This window comes from Rhodopirellula sp. P2 (assembly GCF_028768465.1).
In the GTDB taxonomy this organism is placed as follows: domain Bacteria; phylum Planctomycetota; class Planctomycetia; order Pirellulales; family Pirellulaceae; genus Rhodopirellula.
The window spans coordinates 5,770,907-5,785,938 of sequence record NZ_CP118225.1 but is presented as its reverse complement, the minus strand read 5'-3'; the positions used below and the strand labels follow the sequence as shown (position 1 = coordinate 5,785,938).

The window sequence follows — 15,032 nt, the reverse complement described above, 5'->3', positions numbered from 1 at the left end:
ATGCGTTCCGTTGCAGTTGTGGCGTTTGGGACGAATGGCGCGGCCCCGGTCCAGGACGCGCCGTTGTGGCCGGTCTGGCTCTGTTCAGACCGGTTGGTCAGGTTTGCACCCGCCCAGCTGATCCGGGGCAGGTCAGCCGCCCGTCAGAATCGGGCCTGTCGTTGTTGCAGGTATTCGGTCAGAGCACGGTCAAACGGCATGCTGGTGTCCAACGGCACGTAGTCGATCCGGAGGGCTGCACATCCTTGGGAATACGTTTCCCGAAAGGCCGCGATTTGGTCCAGGTACTCCGCTCGGAATCCGGTCGCATCGACGGTGACGAGTTCACCGGATTCGGGGTCTTCGAACTCCACGGGACCGTCGTAAGGAAAGCGAACTTCGGCGTCATCCAGGACATGAAAGACGATCACATCGTGGCCGCCGTGTCGCAATCGAGCCAGGGCGGCAAGCGTCTCCTCGGGATCGCCCAGCAAATCGGAGAACAACATCACAAGGCTGTGTTGCTTTAGCATCGCCGCGACCTGGACCAGACAAGTCGGCAGTTCCGTTGTGCCTTCGGGGGTCATGCCAGAAAGAGCCGCCAAGACGTCACCCAAATGCCCACGTCGACTTCGGGCAGGCAGGATCGCGCGCAGTTTGTCGTCGAAGGTGAGGAGGCCAACCGGGTCTTTCTGCAGCGACATCAGATACGTCAATGCTGCCGCCAAACACGTTGAGTATTCGAACTTCGTCATCGATGTTCCTTGGCGGAACCCCATCGATTTGGAAAGATCCATCAACAAGTAGCCGGTCAGGTTGGTCTCGGCTTCAAAGCGTTTGATGTAGTGCTTGTCTGTTTTGGCGTACACCAACCAATCGATCAGTTTGGGATCATCGCCGCGTGAGTAACGCCGGTGATCGCTGAACTGAACCGAAAAACCTTGCAGCGGGCTGCTGTGCAAACCTTGCAAGAACCCACGCACGACCATCCGGGCACGCAGGTCGAGTCGTTTGATTTGCTGCAGCGTTTCCGGCGATAGCGTCGATGTCATGCGGTGATGCCAAAGCGTTCGCGACGAACCAACACGCCCTCGACCAATTCAAAGCGTTCGTCCATTTCGTCGGCCAAGGACAACGAGTGCGTCACCGTCACCAGCACGGTGTTCTGCTCGGCCTGCAAACGCAGCAACAACTCCGTGATCGTTTTCGCCGTCTTGGAATCCAGGTTGCCGGTCGGTTCATCAGCCAGCACGACAGACGGTTGCATCAACAACGCCCGCGCGATCGCGACCCGTTCGCGTTCGCCGCCGGACAATTCCTGCGGCAAGTGGGTGGCGCGGTGAGTCAATCCAACGGCGTCGATCAATTCGCTCGCACGCGAAACATCGTCTCCCGTGGGTTTGCCGTTTGCGAGCGCCGGGATGAGAACATTTTCGGTCACCGACAATTGCGGCAGCAAATGATGGTCTTGGAAAATGAACCCGATCGTTTGGTTTCGGTAGGCGGCACGTTTGCGAGCGTCCAAGGCAAACGGATCTTGCCCGTTGATGCGTACCGATCCGGAATCCGGTTCGTCGAGCGTTCCGAGAATTTGCAGCAGCGTGGTTTTGCCACTGCCACTGGGACCAACGATGGCCGCCGATTGACCGGGGATCAATTCCAGGTTGACGCCTCGCAGGACGGACAACGGTTCCCCCGCGGTGGGATACGATTTTGACAGTTCGGAAACGACCAACACGTCCGTGAACTCCGGTTTGACGACTGAAATGCAAGACGGTCAGTCTAGCAGTCTTCCGTCGGATCGTCGCGATGCGTTTGCGTTGTTCCAGACGGGTTGGTTTTCCACCAGGGTGACTCGTTGATTGGCACAATCGCTGGGATCGGGAATGACTTGCGTGAGTCCCGACGGCCAATGAACGGTGATGGATTGAATTTCAGCGTCTCCCAGTGAAATCTCGACGACGTTCTCATCGGTGCACATGTAGCCGTCACCTGCGACCACGTAGCCGTTTCGGACACCATCGTTGCACTGCACTTCGATCTGAGTGCCGGTTGCGCCGCGTTCGCTCCGTGAGCCGATCAGTTCAAACTGGATCCAGCCGCCATCATCAACGCACTCATTGTGTAGCAGCGCGACGTCGCGATCCAAATGATTGACCACCAGGTCCATCCGTTGGTCACGGTCAAAGTCCAGTTTGGCCATCGTTCGTCCCAGTGCAGGAGTTGTCCAGTAATCGGTGGGGCAATCCGGGATGACCGAAACAAATCCTGACGGCATTGTCGGGGTGGCAAGGAGGTCGCTGGATTGTCCTGGGGCGAAGCCGCTTGAAAGAAAACACTGGGGGGGCATTTCGTAGGGTTCACCAGGCATTCGATCGATGTGCCCATTGACCAAGCACACGTCCAGCCAGCCATCACGGTTCAGGTCAATCGCTTTGCATCCAAAGCCCACCATCGGTCGGGTGGCGGAGTCCAGACGCTGCCGCACGCACTGATCCGAAAACGATCCCGACTTGTCTTGAAGGTAAAGCGAAACGGATTCGGTGGAGAAGTTCGTGATGAACAGATCGAGGCCTCCCCGGCGATCCAAATCGTCTGCGGCGATGCCCATGCTGGCGGATGGCAGGCCGTCCACCGTGTTGGCCAAGCCGATCAGGTTGGCGATTTCCTGCCATCGGTTTTGGGAGGCATCGAACCGCAGCAAATGATTCGGCCGAGCGTCGTTGCCGACGAAGATTTTATTTGTGCTTGGTTGGTTGACGCTCTTGCTGGCTGAATCTTTCGGGCTTGTCTTCGGAGCTTCCTTTGAAAATTCACCGACGATCACACCAAGCGATGTGCCTGCACGAGCAACTGATTCGTCGATGGTCGTTGACTGCCAAGCTTGGGTTTCGCTCTGGACCCAAATCCGGTCCGGTTGGGCGAATAGACTTCGCGGTGTCTTTTGCGGAATTCTGCCGTTCTGATCAGGTGGCAAACGAACGAACAATTGATTTCGTTCAACATAATTTGCCTCGTAGAGATCGGGGAGTTGATCGCCATTGAGGTCTGCGATGGCAACGGATGTGGTGAAGGCACCGTCATGCTGTTCGACGGTTTGGTCGCCCAGTGAATCGGTGTCATTGGTGAATGTGCCGTCGCCGTTGTTGACATACATCTGGTTGACGCCCAGTGTTGCGATCAAGAGATCGTCAAAGCCATCCTGGTTGATGTCGCCGCAAGCGATTCCAAACGAGTAGCCGAAATTGGCGATGCCGGTCGCCTCGGTCTGCTCAATGAATTGCCCAGCCAGATTTCGAAACAGGGCATCGCTCCGGTCGCTCATCAATGCGGGCGGTTCACTGGCTCCTTGCCCAAACACGATGTCGGGCCAACCATCTCGGTCGTAGTCGATCACGCCAATGCCTGATCCGAGAGCTTCGTGCATTCTCAGCGATTCGTTCTCGGTGCTCATGTCTGCGGCCACATTCACTTCGCTGGGGACTGAAGGACGATGACGAGGTCGGAAGCGAAAATTCAGTCCGACCTCCGCCGCCAAATCGGACAACCGGGGTTGGTAGGATGCCAGATTCTCAGCCAGTCTGGGGATGTTGTTGGCGGGATCGTTTGACTTGCTCGCTGCGATGGCGCGTGAGGCCAACGCAGCATTCGATTCTTGTTCGACCATCGTGGTCCGAAACGCGGTTTGAAAGGGAAAGTCCTCGGGGCGCAGTTGCAACCAATGTTCCTCGGCCAGGATGGCGGCCAAGTCGGGTGTGTTGGCCAGGGTCTGCATCTGTTGGTGAATCAGGGCACGGGTTTTCGCGGCATTGGATGAGCGACTTGCTTCTGATTCCGCGTTGGTTGGGCCCAAGACGTCCAATTGGTGCAGACGCCACTGGAACGATTCAAACGGCCGACCGGCTTCCATCATTGCCTTGGCGAGTTTGCCAGCGAGGCGTGCCTTTTGATCGCGAATGTCGGGACGGTTCCCGGCCTCGGTGCCGATCGGATGCAGATCAATCCACTGGTCTCGCAGGTCGCTGGTTTCGGCGATCAGTCGGGCACGCTGGTAGAACAGTTCAGCATCGTGTTCCTGATCGATTGCCAGCAACCAATTCCCGACGCGTTGAGTGCTGAGTTGATCGGTTGGGTTCAGTCGGATTGCCTGCAGCGTGGCCCCGATCGCGGCGTGTGGTTGCTGGTGGTGTCCCAGCCAGATTCCCAGTGTCGCCCAGAAGTTTGCTTGCTGACGAGTCGACGGATCGCTTTGCCGAATCCAATTGGGAAGGGCATCGAAATGTTGAGCTTCTGCGAGAACGCGTCCCTGCAATGCCAGTTGATTCGGTGTCATCGATGCAGGGGCGATTTCGAGTAAACGTGCGAGTGCCGCTTCATACTCTCGGAGGCTGGCATGCCAGACCGCTTGCGACATTGCGGTGGGGCCCGGATGAGCGAACTTGGCCGGCGGAAAACTCTGCTCTCGAGCGATCAAGGAGAGCGATTCGTCCAGATTGGCTTTGCCAGCACGCGACAGTTGCGAGGCAATTTGGGCAGCCTCCGCCATTCGTCCCGCTTCCTGGTGCTGTTGCCAGAGAAGGTGTTGCCCAGCCATCGGGCCGGCGGATTCGGGGCCCGACGGCGAGAGTGAAGGTTGTCGGTCAGACGCAGGGAGTGCGGCGGGTGGCGGGGACGAGGTGGTTGCATCGGACCCAGGTTCGCTCAGCGATCCACTGGAGCCGGGCGTTTGGGACGGGCAGCCAACCGCCACCGCTAACAGCAACAGGACTCCAGAACGCAGCAAAAGAGAATCGTCGGTTGCCGTCATGGTGGCTTTCGCAAGACAGGTTGGAAATCAGTGCCGAGACGGCATGTGGCCCCCTGGCGGGTGGGGTTGCTGGTTTCGGTCGTGGGATTCAGGAGGTCGAGCCGCCTTCCCATCCTCGACTGGTACGGACCGCGATTCAATGGTTCTATCTTCGCATTGGGCGGTCTGAAGTTCCGTTCTGTGACCTAGACAGTTGCGGAATGGACCCTTGGCAGAGAAAAAATCAAAAAATATCAGCGGTGTACAAAAGTAAATCCTTGGCGATCGAGAAACGAAGTCAGCTTGATTCAGTCATTCTCTAAGTTGGCAATATTTATTAGAAGGTTTCGCGGTGGACATGCGGTGGAGTGTGCGACGCAGCTGAAGAAAAGAGAACCGTCCATGGCTCCTGGAGGGGATGTGTCGAGTTCAGATGTTGAAAATCCATGGATTTTGAGACCGGTTTCATTCGGGGGATAAGGCGTTTTGTCGCAACAGAAGCCAGGGAAGTTCATGGCGAAGTTTATTTGCTAGCGTGTCTACAAAATGATTCAATGAAATGCGACAACGGTGCAACAAATGGCGTCACGGTCGCCCTCAAAGGGAGGGGTGGTTTCGTAGTTCGTCTGTAAGGGCGAGGAATTCATCTTACTGACGGAAGGCGAATGAGTACGATTGGTTACACAGCAGCGTTCAAGAGGCCGTTGCTGAAATAACTTTTGATTTCATTTCCGTTCTTTTGAGGAAACCGAATGACTCACTTCAATCCCCGTTTCGCGCGACAGTCAGCCAAGCGTGGTTTCACGCTGGTGGAACTGTTGGTCGTGATCGCAATCATTGGCGTTTTGGTGGGGCTGTTGTTGCCCGCCGTTCAAGCCGCCCGAGAGGCAGCTCGCCGAATGAGCTGCAGCAACAACTTCAAGCAAATCGGCTTGGCGTTGCACAACTACCACGCTGCCTTCAATGCGTTGCCGCAACAGATGTCGGGCCCACACCGGGCCGGTGTTTGGTTGCATGACCAAGGTCCTGCCGGCGGCGAGTGGAACTCCGGCAATCCGGCTTTCAACGCGATGGGAACCAACAGTTTCTTGGTTGGCATTCTGCCATTCATGGAGCAACAAGGCTTGTGGGAGCAAATCGCGAATCCCCGTGACAACAACGGTGACGGAACCATCGATGTTCCAGCCTTCGGTTACGCCGGCGACAGCGATGCAGGCAACAACTACGACCCTTGGTTGACGGAAGTCCCTGGTTTCCGTTGCCCCAGCGACCCTGGTGCCGGAGCACCTGCTCACGGGCGAACGAACTACGGCGCCTGCATGGGCGATGCCTTTGATTACATGACGCAAGGCACCTACGAGTGGGACCTGACGGCTCGCAAGGGCTGGCCAGCTGAACGCTCGCCTGCTGCGACGCGTGGATTTTTCATTGGTCGTACGACCACTCGATTCCGAGACGTGTTGGACGGATTGTCGAACACATTCGCTGCCGGTGAATTGGCGACGGACTTGATGGATTTGGACAACCGCACCAACGCGGCCAACTACACCGAGTGCGAGACCGACGTGAACTTCCAAGAAGCTTACGTGGATCCAACCCGTCCTCAGTTTTACTTGGACACGACTGACCTGAGTGGGAACACCGCAACGTCATGGACGCTGCGTTACGGTCGTGGATTCCGTTGGCACAGTGGTTATCCCGCTCAGACAATGGTCTCGACGGTCAACCCACCCAACTCGCCCATTTGCGTGTTTCAAACCGGAGACTGGTTCCCAGAACGCGATGGCGGAAACGTTTCGCCCAGCAGTCGTCACCAAGGTGGTGTGCACATGCTGATGGGGGACGGGGCTGTGAAATTCATCACGGAATCGATCGAAGCCGGCAATCAAGAGGCCCCTCCTGTGATTTGGAACGGAACCGGAATCAATCGCCCTGGTGCACAGAGCCCGTATGGCTTGTGGGGTGCGTTGGGAACTCGTGCTGCAAAAGAAACCATCCAAGAAGAATTCTGATTGGAACTCTTCTTTGACTTTTCAAAATCGGTCTTCGCCGCGAGTGGTTCGCGGCGGAGGCTTTTTCATTCCAAAGGACAATAAATTGATCTCAAGAATTTCTCTGGCCGCGTTGTTTCTCTCCTCCTTGTGCGTCATGGGTTGCGGCCCAGGACAAACGGAAAAGGTGGTTTCGCCGGAAGACCTCAGCGCTTACGAAACTCCCGCGGGAGCGATGGAAGACGCGATGAAAGACGCGACCCAAGAAGCAAAAAAACGCAACTGATTGGTTGATCCAAGGTTGTTTGTTCATGCCTTCGTTGTTGTCACGCATGTGATGGCAACGGAGGTTTTTTTGTTGCCGCACACGGGCGGCCACCTTCCGACCCAACTCACCAAAGGCCGCACACACTTTTACGGTTGCGTCAGTATCATGGGCGGCATGAACACTTTGCCAACCCAAACGCTCGTGTCCGATGAAATCGAACGAAGCGACCATTCGAAGAGAACACCGCCGTCTTGGAATGCCCTTTTTGTTTCGCTTGTTGTGCCTGCGGCCTGGGTGTTGTTGTTGGTTGTGTCGACTTGGATGCAACAAGGTTTTGTCGCGGGCATGCGCTGCGGGACTGATTTGATTCAGCCTGTTGGTTTGGTTTGGCTCGGGATGCTGGCCTTGGCGGTTCACGCGATTGTCCAATGCAAGCGGGGAGCCGTGTCCGCCTGGCGGCCTGTCGTTTGGTTGCTTGGCTTTGTCGTCTGGGGAATCGTTGGCAATGCGGGGTTCGCGAATTGGGCCAGTTCCCAAGTTGAAAGCCCGCTTGCATCGGAGCCTCATCCGGCGTTGGAGCAGCGGTCGCTTGATCGGCCTCTGGATGCTGTGGTTGTGTTGGGGGGCGGTTCCTCCGCAGTGGCACCTGGTTTCTATGAACTCGGAAGCGATGGCGAACGCGTGATTTCGGCCGCTCAGGCGTATCATGCCCACGCAACTCGCGCGATCATCGTGACGGGCTCCTCCACCGATGGTTATGAGCCACCTTGGAAGCAGTCGATGCAGTTGCTGGTTTCGCTGGGGGTCCCTGAGGAGGTGATCTTTCCGATCGAGGGCGTCAACACTCAGGCGGAGATGAACTCGCTGAAGCAGTTCGTGGAATCACCCTCGGCCGAGTGGAAGGAACGGTGGACGGAAGAGGCGGTTGAATCCGGCGAGCCCCAAGTGGGACTGATCACGAGCGCCTTTCACGTCCCCCGAGCGATGCGTCTGGCAAACAACGCCTCGTTGGATTTGATTCCACTGCCATGCGCGTTTCGTGCCATCGACAACCAGCGGCCCTGGGTCGCTTCGAACTTGATTCCCAGAGCGGATCAATTGGACACCGTTGGCAAGATGTTCAAAGAGACCATCGCGAAACGAGCGGGCCAGTAGCCGCCCAGAGGCTACAGATTTAGTTTCTCAAAGGTCGGTTCCAGAGCGGCTTTCCATTTCGCGTAGCCGGCTTGATTGGGGTGCAGCAGATCAGGGAATTCCTCGACTTTGGCGTCGCCATTTTCATTCGCGAATGGAGTCCAGGTGTCGACCAAGTGAACCGTTTCGTTCTCATTGGCGATCTCGGTCAGCAATTCATTGATGCGTTTGATTTGAGCGGCTGGACGGGACTTCGTTTGGCTGCTGGGCATCACCAAGCACAGCACGATGGGCATGTCCGCATCGTGTGCATGGAATGCTTGAAGAATCAAGCGGACGTTGCTGGCAACGGTGTCCGGCGAGGCATGTTCCTCGAGGTCATTGGTTCCCATCAGCATCACGACGGCTTGGGGATCCAGGTCCAGCACGTCTTCTTTCAAGCGGAACAGCATGCCGCGAGTCGTGTCGCCACTGATCCCGCGGTTGGCCACCTTTCGGTTTTCAAAGTCGCCGCGAAAGTCGTCGCCCCAACCTTGGGTGATCGAATCACCGAGAAACACGATTGCGTTTTGGTCTTGTTGCGTGCGGGCGTCAAAGTTGGATCGACGCCGCTGCCAAATCTGCTTCATCCAGTCGTAGCGGCGGACCGGTCCTGAGCCGGCCATCGAGTCATTGGTTTCGGGGATCAGGAACTGTTTTTCGATGGTTGCGGTGGCGTCTTGCGCCATGGCCGGCAATCCCGTGAACAGCATTCCTGCTTCCAAACCAAACCAGACGCAAAGCAGACCAAGACAGGAAAAACGGCGTTGATTCATGGGGACAAACTCATGGGGTGGAACGAGATGGAGACCGCAGTAGTTTATCATGGAAGGCACCGGACAATGATGTCGCAACCCAATTCACAATGGAGGAGCCAATGCCCAAACCGAAGTTGACGTTGGTCTCGATGAGCGGGCTGCGAGTGGGGCATGAAGAGTTGCTTCAACGGGGGTTGAAGTTGCCCGGTTTGGCTCGTCGAGCATCGGCGCTCTCGCAATTGCCTCCGTTGGGGCTGCTGACCATCGCGGGCTTGGTGCCTGAGACTTGGGACATCGAACTGGTCTTGGACGATGGGGCGACCGACGAGAGGGAGGTGGCCGAGCGGATTTTGCTGGGGACGTCTTCGCCGGTTCAGCCAGCCGTTGTGGCTTTTTCCGCGTTGACGCCTTCGGCCGATCGAGCGGCACGAATCAGCGAGTTCGTTCGCCGCCACAACGTGACCACGGTGATCGGTGGGTTGCATGCAACGGCCGCTCCCGAGCACTGCCGCCCGCATTTTGATGTGGTGGTTCAGGGGGATGGCGAAAGCACGTTCGCAAAGTTGTTGGCGGATGTCACCGAAGGAAGGTTGGCAAGGTCCTATCAGGCCGATGGATCCTTCTCGCTCGCGGATTCGCCGCTTCCGCGTTGGGATTTGTTGGGCGAGCATTCGCCGCCGCGGTACACCATTCAATCGATGCGAGGTTGTCCATGGGCGTGTTCCTTCTGCGCTGCGAGCCGAATGCTGGGGCCGGCGAGAGTCAAGCCGGACGAACGGTTCGAAGCGGAGATGGGGGCGATCTCGAGTCAGAAGTCGCGACCTTGGATTGAGTTGGCGGACGACAACACATTCGCCAGCGGACGCGACCATGGGCCGATGTTGGAATCATTGCGGCGGCACGGGGCCCGATGGTTCACTGAATCGGATTGGCGAATTGCCAATCAGCCGCAACTGCTTTCGCATATCGCCGAGAGCGGTTGTCGGCAGATCTTGATCGGCTTGGAATCCAACGTGTTTCGCTATCCCGGCATGGGAGCCAAGAACGCGGATTGGCAACGCATGTTGGAAGCGGTTGATGCCATCCAAGAGGCGGGGATTGTGGTCAACGGTTGCTTGATCGTCGGAGCGGATGGCGAAACACCGGAGTCGATCGAAAGACTGGGGGACTTCTTAGAGGAAGCTCCGATGGGTGAAATTCAGTTGACGTTGCAAACGCCGTTTCCTGGGACCAGCCTGTACGCATCGTTGTTGCGATCGCAGCGATTGTTGCCCGGCGATTTTTCTCGTTACACGTTGTTCGACGTCGTGTATCAGCCAGACCAAATGACGGCCGAGCAGTTGCAAAGCGAGTTCAACGAATTGGTGGGACGAGTGTTTCGGCCCGAGGCTCAGGCACGCCGTGATACGATTCAAAAGCGGATTCGATCCTCCCGACGCACCCTAGGAAACCAGGCATGAATGATTCAGCAGAGAGTGATCCAATGACGTTGCGATTGCGAGATCCGTTACTGTTTTTGTTGGGGGTGGAGTCTTCCATTCGGCGGGTGCTTCGCAGTCCTTGGTCACTCACTTTGGGGCTGGCTCTGGTCGCGACCGCTTCCATGGCGCGCGAATATGACGCGGTCAGTTGGTTGGATGCACCCCAGGACTTGCTCGGTCCGTTTGCTGCGTCGTTGGTGATCTGCACGGTCTTGTTCATTGCGGTGCAGATCTGTTTGGCGCTGACAGGTGTGAAGCGAGATTCAAAGCACAGCTTGATTCGTGACTACCGAATCTTTCTGACCGGATACTGGATGACCGCTCCGCTGGCGTGGTTGTACGCGATTCCAATCGAGGTCATGGCGGATGAAATGACCTCGTTGCGTTTCAACCTGGCGTTGTTGTCGATCGTGTCGATTTGGCGAGTGTTGTTGTTCAGTCGCGTGATCGCGATTCAGTTTGGACTTCGACTGGGGGCCACGTTGACTTGGATTCTGGTGCCGTGCATGGTGATCGCGTTCTTTGCTGTGCTGTCCGCTCAGTTGTCGATGGTTTCACTCATGGGCGGCATTCGGTTGACCCAAACGCAGCAGCTGTTGAGGAGCTATCAATCGACGGTTGCAGCCGGTTGTTTCTATGGCTTCATCCCGGTCTTGATCGCGGCCTTGGGGTCCATTGCGATGTCGAGCAGATCGAAGCATCGCTGGGAAGAGATCGGCCGTCGCAACGTTCCGATGCGACGAAGTGTTTGGTTGTGGCCGGCGGTGTCGGGAGTGATCTTGTTGGTCGCAGCGACGTTCTTTCAGCCGCAGTTGATGCGTTCGGCGAAAGTGGATGCAATGCTTCGCAGCGGCGACATCAATGACGCCGTCGCGGCAATGCAATCGATGGGGGAAGATGCCTTTCCCGTTGTCTGGGATCCGCCGCCGAAGTATCCCGATCATAGGAACTTGCAGCCGGAGATTGCACTCGTCGCCGATGCACTTCAGGCAAAGAATGCGGAGCGGTGGATTGTGGATCGATTGATGGTGCAAGCCGACGAGATTGCGCTGCGACAGGAAGGATGGTTCGAGGGGACGGCCGACTTGGGGTACTTTCAAGATTACATCGTGCACCGGGAACCGGACACAATTGATCGTATGTTGATGGCGCTGGAAAAGCTGCGGTCGCTCGAAGTCGGGGACCAGGAAACACACGACCATCGGGACGAACTGATCCGGGTGATGGAAGCAGCCCGTGAAGCAGCGATTCAGCGGCGGGAAGTCGAAGCCGGTGAATTCGCCAGTGGCGAAGAGGACGAGGCGGGAGCGTCTGCCACTGAAGCGGCGGAGTCACCTGAGAGCTGAGCTGGGACATAGTGCGTCCCAACTCACTGGATGGCTGCCAGTTGTTGTTGGGCGTCATCGACGATGTCCGCTGCCCAGGTTTGACCTTCGTAGAGCGTGATGATTCCCCGCATGACTTTGGCTTTGTCTTCCGGTGCGAGCGACATCGCAGTGGTGAGCCGAAGTCGCAAGGCTTGTTGTCGCTGGGTGTTGGCAACCTGGTCCGAGGGAGCGGAGTTCAGACGCTCAAGTTCGTCACGAACGAGTGTTTCGAGTTGTTGCAACTCTCGAAGCCGCAGGCGATGTTTGAGTTTGTCGCCCGGGGAGAGAATCTCGCCGGCGGCTTCCAAATCGACGTCGAGTGAATAGACGTCCAGCCAAGCTTGCAGGTACTTCACGGCGTCTGCGTTGGATGTCTCGCGAAGCGACAGCGCCTGCAGGAGCGCTGCTTCTGCAGGTGGCAACTGAGCTGAGCTGCCCGCGGATCGGGAGCGGTTTTTGAGTTGCCGATAGGTGGATTCGAGTTGAGCGGAACGTTGCCAGTGGAGGACTTGTTCGGCATTTGGGTCGTCTGGATAAGTTTCCAGAAACAGATTCATTCGCGGGATTTCGGACGCCAGCGAACCGTTCAGTTCAGCCGCTTCGAACGCCCCGTACAAAGTCGAAGCCGAGGGAGTGCGGATCGAATAGACAAACAGCGCGATGCCACCCAGCAAGATCAAGACCATCCCGGCAATGGATGCCCAGTGCACCCAATTCGAATCCGGGCTTTCGGCGCGGTGACGGTCCGACAGGTAGCCACCAGGAGTCGTGCTGGAATCGATCGTTTGGAAGTGAGTCTTGGGCGGTTCTTCGTTGCGTTTCGATTGCGTCAACGATTCGTTGGTGCTGGTCAGGGCTGGGGCGGTCAACGGATCGGCAAGGTTGCTCGGGTGTTCGTTGGCGACGACGCGTCGACCGGTCACGTGGTTTCCGCCGGTTTCGTTGGTTGGCAGATCGGGCGAGACGTCGCGGGAGGCATCGGTGTGATGATGGCCACGCGTGTCCAAGTCACCGGCCAGGTTGGGCGGCAGTTCCGGCGTGAATTCTTCGTCACCCAGTTGGGTGCGAGACGCTTGTTCGTTCAGCGTTCGGCCGCGTTGCAGTCCAGCCCGTGTCGCCTTCAAGCGATTCATCACCGCGAGCGCTGTCGGCGGCCGATTGGCCGGATCTTTTTCGAGCAATTGATGCACGATCTCAACGACTTCGGCTGGGATGTCGGGATTGATCAGCTCCAGCGGCACCGGGCGGTCCCGTTGCAACGCCTCCACGACTTGCGTGACCTTCTTGCCTGCAAAGGGGGCTCGTCCAGCGAGCATCGCGTACATCACGCTGCCGAGGGCGTACAAATCGGTGCGAGGCGTGATCGAGTGGCTGCCTGCTTGTTCGGGCGCCATGTAGTCGGCCGTGCCCAGCACTGAACCGTGCAGCGTTTGCTCGCCAAAACCAAACAGTTTGGCGATCCCGAAGTCCACCAGTTTGACTTCTCCCGCCTCGGTCAAAATCAAGTTGGCAGGTTTGAGGTCACGGTGAATGACGCCGATGTCATGGGCATGTTTGAGCGCCGCACAGACTTGCGAAGCGATGTCGAGCGTCGGCAGCCAACCGAGTCGCTTGACGTCGCGGATGCGTTTTTGAAGCGTTTCGCCACGGACCAATTCCATGGAATAGAACAGTTGCCCAGCTTCTTCGCCGTAGCCGATCAAGCGGACGATTCCTGGGTGCCGCAGCCGACGCAAGGTTTCAACTTCCGCGTCAAATCGGCGGCGGAACCGCATGTCGTCGGCAACGTGTTGTGCGATCAACTTCACGGCGACTTCTTCGCCGGTCTTGCCGTGCCGAGCCCGATAGACCGATCCCATGCCACCGCGGCCGATGACGCTTTCAATCTGATACGGTCCGAGAAGTTCAGGCTCAGCCATCAAGGTCCGTCCAATCGCCCCGTGGATCGTTGGAAATTTCGGTCGGCTCGCCTTCATCGGTGAGCGTTTGGATCTTTTGCCGGGTGGTTTCGACGGACTCTGCATCCATCAAGGGCTGCAGTTTGATGCGGAAGGATTTGGTTTCCCCGGCACCGATGTCGACCAGTCGGCCTTGTTTTTCTTCGAATCCGCGGCGGTTTGGGAAACCGGTGGCAGGTTCCATCCCGGTCACGTACCCGTCCGCTTCGGCTGCCGTGTTCTTCCATAATACAAAGGCGGGCAGCGTCGATGTTTTGTAACTGACGGCAAAACCCCGGTCCTGCTCGGGTGACATCAGCATCGTGTGCGTGTAACCGGTTTCATCGGCCCGAGGTCGACCGAAATAAACCCGTTCCGCTTGGCCGGTGGTGGGACCGTCGAACTCGTCCCAGCGATCGATTTGTTCCGCGGCATGAGCGTCTTTGGGGGCCAATTCGGCGAGGGCCGAAACCAGACGGCTGTTTTCGCCCAGAATCGGCACGCCGATGTTGATGTGGTAGAGCAATTGCATGGTTTGCGGCGTCTCCAGTTCGTTGGTCACGTCGTCCAGGAGTTCGACCTCCGTGCGATCGGCGTGGATGCGGATTTTGGATCGCATTCGAAAACGCTTGAAAAACAAACGAGTTTCGATGGTGTCGGCAATCAATTCGACTCGCCCACTGGCCTCGTCAAATTCCACCGACAACGAGTCCGCTGGCGTGTTGGCGATGTGCCCATGCAGTGGAAATTCGAGTTGACCGTGGGGGCCGTGTTGCGGAGCACCGTTGCTTTGCAAGCCACACCGGACGACCAATTCGTCGAATCCCGACAACCACCCCAATCCACTGGGTTCGGAGACGGGCACATGGTTGGGGTGGACTGGCCCAATCACGGGGGAATGCCAGCCAAACCGAACGCCATCGCACTCGATTCGCCAGATTGACATGCCACGGGTTGGCAGCACATCGACGTGCATTCGGCTGTTTTTCAGCCGGACAATTTCCACGCCTTCGCTGACGCCTCCGCGAAAAACTCCGTGCCGGATCGTCCAGTCTCCCACTCGGGTGGATAAATCCAGGTGCATCGGGCTGGTGGTATCCCACTGGATTCGTTGCTCACGGTCGTCAACTTCTCGGACAACGATGGATTCGGTGGCCATGAAGGGCTTCCAATTCAATTCGAGGGTGGCGTGCGAAGCGGGGGCATTCTGGACCCAGCCTCTGAACTTGTATAGACCTTCACGTGGGCCTAAAACATGTCGTGGAAACGGTCTGGGCGCAATCCGTGCGGAT

The 15,032-nt window shown here is 57.4% G+C and carries 11 protein-coding genes; 5 read left to right on the top strand and 6 right to left on the bottom strand.

The window, feature by feature from the left end; all coding sequences use genetic code 11:
* Positions 1-143: 143 nt before the first annotated feature.
* The 3 genes from PSR62_RS20310 to PSR62_RS20300 are packed head-to-tail and all read right to left on the bottom strand — an operon-like array spanning position 144 to position 4,786.
* Positions 144-1,031, bottom strand: coding sequence for a DUF58 domain-containing protein (locus PSR62_RS20310; protein WP_274404819.1), 888 nt, complete (start codon positions 1,029-1,031; stop codon positions 144-146).
* On the bottom strand, positions 1,028-1,717 hold the full coding sequence (locus PSR62_RS20305) for an ABC transporter ATP-binding protein (protein WP_274404818.1): 690 nt from the start codon (positions 1,715-1,717) through the stop codon (positions 1,028-1,030). Before PSR62_RS20305 ends, PSR62_RS20310 begins: the two co-directional genes overlap by 4 nt.
* 39 nt (positions 1,718-1,756) lie before the next feature.
* On the bottom strand, positions 1,757-4,786 hold the full coding sequence (locus tag PSR62_RS20300; RefSeq protein ID WP_274404817.1) for an FG-GAP-like repeat-containing protein: 3,030 nt from the start codon (positions 4,784-4,786) through the stop codon (positions 1,757-1,759).
* A gap of 731 nt (positions 4,787-5,517) precedes the next feature.
* On the opposite strand from PSR62_RS20300, the gene PSR62_RS20295 reads away from it, so the two are divergent.
* The 3 genes from PSR62_RS20295 to PSR62_RS20285 all read left to right on the top strand — a co-directional run bounded on the left by PSR62_RS20295 (position 5,518) and on the right by PSR62_RS20285 (position 8,179).
* Positions 5,518-6,777 (top strand): DUF1559 domain-containing protein, encoded by a 1,260-nt coding sequence (locus PSR62_RS20295; protein WP_274404816.1) that lies wholly within the window; start codon positions 5,518-5,520, stop codon positions 6,775-6,777.
* A 13-nt stretch (positions 6,778-6,790) separates the two neighbouring features.
* Positions 6,791-7,042, top strand: a complete 252-nt coding sequence (locus tag PSR62_RS20290) for a hypothetical protein (protein ID WP_274404815.1) — start codon at positions 6,791-6,793, stop codon at positions 7,040-7,042.
* Positions 7,043-7,198: 156 nt separating this feature from the next.
* Positions 7,199-8,179: a YdcF family protein gene (locus PSR62_RS20285; protein ID WP_274404814.1), complete on the top strand. Its 981-nt coding sequence runs from the start codon at positions 7,199-7,201 to the stop codon at positions 8,177-8,179.
* Between the two features lie 11 nt (positions 8,180-8,190).
* Here the strand turns inward: PSR62_RS20285 and PSR62_RS20280 are convergent, their stop codons facing one another.
* Positions 8,191-8,973: an SGNH/GDSL hydrolase family protein gene (locus PSR62_RS20280; protein ID WP_274404813.1), complete on the bottom strand. Its 783-nt coding sequence runs from the start codon at positions 8,971-8,973 to the stop codon at positions 8,191-8,193.
* 101 nt (positions 8,974-9,074) lie between these two features.
* Between PSR62_RS20280 and PSR62_RS20275 the strand changes: the two genes are divergently transcribed.
* Entirely contained in the window at positions 9,075-10,415 is a 1,341-nt protein-coding gene (locus tag PSR62_RS20275; protein WP_274404812.1) for a B12-binding domain-containing radical SAM protein, read from the top strand.
* On the top strand, positions 10,412-11,782 hold the full coding sequence (locus tag PSR62_RS20270) for a hypothetical protein (RefSeq protein WP_274404811.1): 1,371 nt from the start codon (positions 10,412-10,414) through the stop codon (positions 11,780-11,782). The genes PSR62_RS20275 and PSR62_RS20270 overlap by 4 nt, the downstream gene beginning before the upstream one ends.
* A 23-nt stretch (positions 11,783-11,805) precedes the next feature.
* Here the strand turns inward: PSR62_RS20270 and PSR62_RS20265 are convergent, their stop codons facing one another.
* Complete coding sequence (locus tag PSR62_RS20265; protein WP_274404810.1) at positions 11,806-13,722, bottom strand: serine/threonine-protein kinase; 1,917 nt, start codon at positions 13,720-13,722, stop codon at positions 11,806-11,808.
* Complete coding sequence (locus tag PSR62_RS20260; RefSeq protein ID WP_274404809.1) at positions 13,715-14,899, bottom strand: aldose 1-epimerase family protein; 1,185 nt, start codon at positions 14,897-14,899, stop codon at positions 13,715-13,717. Before PSR62_RS20260 ends, PSR62_RS20265 begins: the two co-directional genes overlap by 8 nt.
* Positions 14,900-15,032 lie beyond the last annotated feature (133 nt).

Coding starts and splice junctions, on each gene's coding strand:
- PSR62_RS20310 (WP_274404819.1), bottom strand. CDS start 1,031: ATGACATCGACGCTATCGCCGGAAACGCTGCAGCAAATCAAACGACTC.
- PSR62_RS20300 (WP_274404817.1), bottom strand. CDS start 4,786: ATGACGGCAACCGACGATTCTCTTTTGCTGCGTTCTGGAGTCCTGTTG.
- PSR62_RS20295 (WP_274404816.1), top strand. CDS start 5,518: ATGACTCACTTCAATCCCCGTTTCGCGCGACAGTCAGCCAAGCGTGGT.
- PSR62_RS20285 (WP_274404814.1), top strand. CDS start 7,199: ATGAACACTTTGCCAACCCAAACGCTCGTGTCCGATGAAATCGAACGA.
- PSR62_RS20280 (WP_274404813.1), bottom strand. CDS start 8,973: ATGAATCAACGCCGTTTTTCCTGTCTTGGTCTGCTTTGCGTCTGGTTT.
- PSR62_RS20275 (WP_274404812.1), top strand. CDS start 9,075: ATGCCCAAACCGAAGTTGACGTTGGTCTCGATGAGCGGGCTGCGAGTG.
- PSR62_RS20270 (WP_274404811.1), top strand. CDS start 10,412: ATGAATGATTCAGCAGAGAGTGATCCAATGACGTTGCGATTGCGAGAT.
- PSR62_RS20265 (WP_274404810.1), bottom strand. CDS start 13,722: ATGGCTGAGCCTGAACTTCTCGGACCGTATCAGATTGAAAGCGTCATC.
- PSR62_RS20260 (WP_274404809.1), bottom strand. CDS start 14,899: ATGGCCACCGAATCCATCGTTGTCCGAGAAGTTGACGACCGTGAGCAA.